The sequence below is a fragment of the Caldisericota bacterium genome (genome assembly GCA_034717215.1).
Taxonomy (GTDB): Bacteria; Caldisericota; Caldisericia; order Caldisericales; family Caldisericaceae; genus UBA646.
Genome location: JAYELD010000109.1, coordinates 1 through 1,506, shown reverse-complemented (window position 1 = coordinate 1,506; position 1,506 = coordinate 1). Strand labels below are relative to the sequence as shown.

Sequence of the window (1,506 nt, the reverse complement as noted above, 5' to 3'; positions counted from 1 at the left end):
AGAGGAATTAGGGAGAACCAGGGAAGGGCTTCTCTGCCTCTTCTAAAGCGTGTTTTAGGCGATTTTTATTGTGCTCCACTCATGGGAAGCCAGTCGCAACGTTATCTAGGCGGTTGTTATCGTTTCTTCGTAAGCCAAAAGGGGGTATCCCCCGGGCATTGGCACTACCTGTGCTCGGCTACCTGAAGTTGCTCTCCTAGAGAAAATCCAGCCAGGCTTAAAGTTCTGTGTTGCTAAGAATCACTGGCCAGCACAAGGTCTTGATAGAGAGTTGGAGAAAGGGGTATAATATGCCAACACAGCATGATGGGTTATCTGATACCACCTCCACAGGGGAGGGATTGTTTTAGGCAGCGATAACGTTGGAGGTGTTTAAGATGAGCAACGTGAAAGAAGCTAAAGTAAATATTCGGCGCATGGTACGTAGCGACATTCATGAGGTTCTAGCTCTTGATAGGATAGTTAGAGGCTCTGGGCGCGATGTTATCAGTTATGAAGACCTGGCTTCCGCTAACCCTGGGACACCACCTGACTTGAGTTTTGTAGCTGAGGTTGATGGTAAAATAGTTGGCTTTGCGATCAACCGGTCAATGTATCTAATGGTACCGCTTACTGAAGTGTGCATTACTCACGCTATGCTTATTCACCCTGACTATCGGGGGCGCGGCATTGGCCGCAAATTAATTCAGGCGCTCCTGGATTGTTGCCAAGCCGAAGGTGTTGGCACGCTTCGCGCCCTCGTTCCAGAAGATAACAAAGAGCTGCAAGCCCTCTTGGAGCGACAGGGTTTCCAGCGTAGCCATATTGTTAATTTTGATAAGACCGTTGAGATTTAGGTAAAAGGTCCCCCAATACCTGAAGAATGCCTCGATAGTTCTTGAATGGGGACCGTTCTATTTATTCCTGGCCCTCGACGACAGCTTTGACGCTATCGTCTCTAGTATTGGTGCCGCGTGACAGCGATGTTGTAGAAGTAGCCAGTAGCAATAATAGCTCTAAGGTACAGGGAAATACAGACTTCCCTTCCTCAGCATGGATCTCTAGTGCACTGTTATAAAGGCCGTAATTTGTAAGATGCTATTAGCTTAGTATCTGCGCCGTCTACCTCCTCCACCAAACCCACCACCACCATAGGGCTTCCTGCCGCCTTCGGAGCGAGGGCGTGCCTCACTAACACTGAGAGTTCGCTCTCCCAGTGATGTTCCATTAAGCCCGTTGATTGCAGCCTGGGCCTCAGATTTCGTTGCCATCTCAACAAACCCAAAACCTCTAGATTCGCCGCTGTACCTATCCTTAATGATGTTTACCGATGTGACTTGCCCAAAAGCCTCAAATGCCTGGCGCAATTCATCCTCGGCAACCTCGCGAGATAAATTACCTACATATATATTCACAATATTAACTCCCTTTCCGTTTTGCAGTCTCACCCTTCATGCAGCCAAACTCATTAGAATACGTCAAATTCTTCCGGTTCTGAGACTCTAAGGGCTGGGTTTGGTTCCAGCC

At 48.3% G+C, this 1,506-nt stretch carries 3 protein-coding genes; 2 read left to right on the top strand and 1 reads right to left on the bottom strand.

What is annotated here, in order from left to right:
- Both U9Q18_04240 and U9Q18_04235 read left to right on the top strand, forming a co-directional pair.
- Positions 1–186: hypothetical protein (locus U9Q18_04240; protein ID MEA3313566.1), on the top strand; the 186-nt coding region annotated here is incomplete at its 5' end.
- 191 nt (positions 187–377) lie between these two features.
- Positions 378–836 carry a GNAT family N-acetyltransferase gene (locus U9Q18_04235; protein MEA3313565.1) on the top strand — a complete coding sequence of 153 codons (459 nt, stop codon included), beginning with the start codon at positions 378–380 and terminating at the stop codon, positions 834–836.
- Between the two features lie 249 nt (positions 837–1,085).
- Here the strand turns inward: U9Q18_04235 and U9Q18_04230 are convergent, their stop codons facing one another.
- Positions 1,086–1,394 carry an RNA-binding protein gene (locus U9Q18_04230; protein ID MEA3313564.1) on the bottom strand — a complete coding sequence of 103 codons (309 nt, stop codon included), beginning with the start codon at positions 1,392–1,394 and terminating at the stop codon, positions 1,086–1,088.
- Positions 1,395–1,506 lie beyond the last annotated feature (112 nt).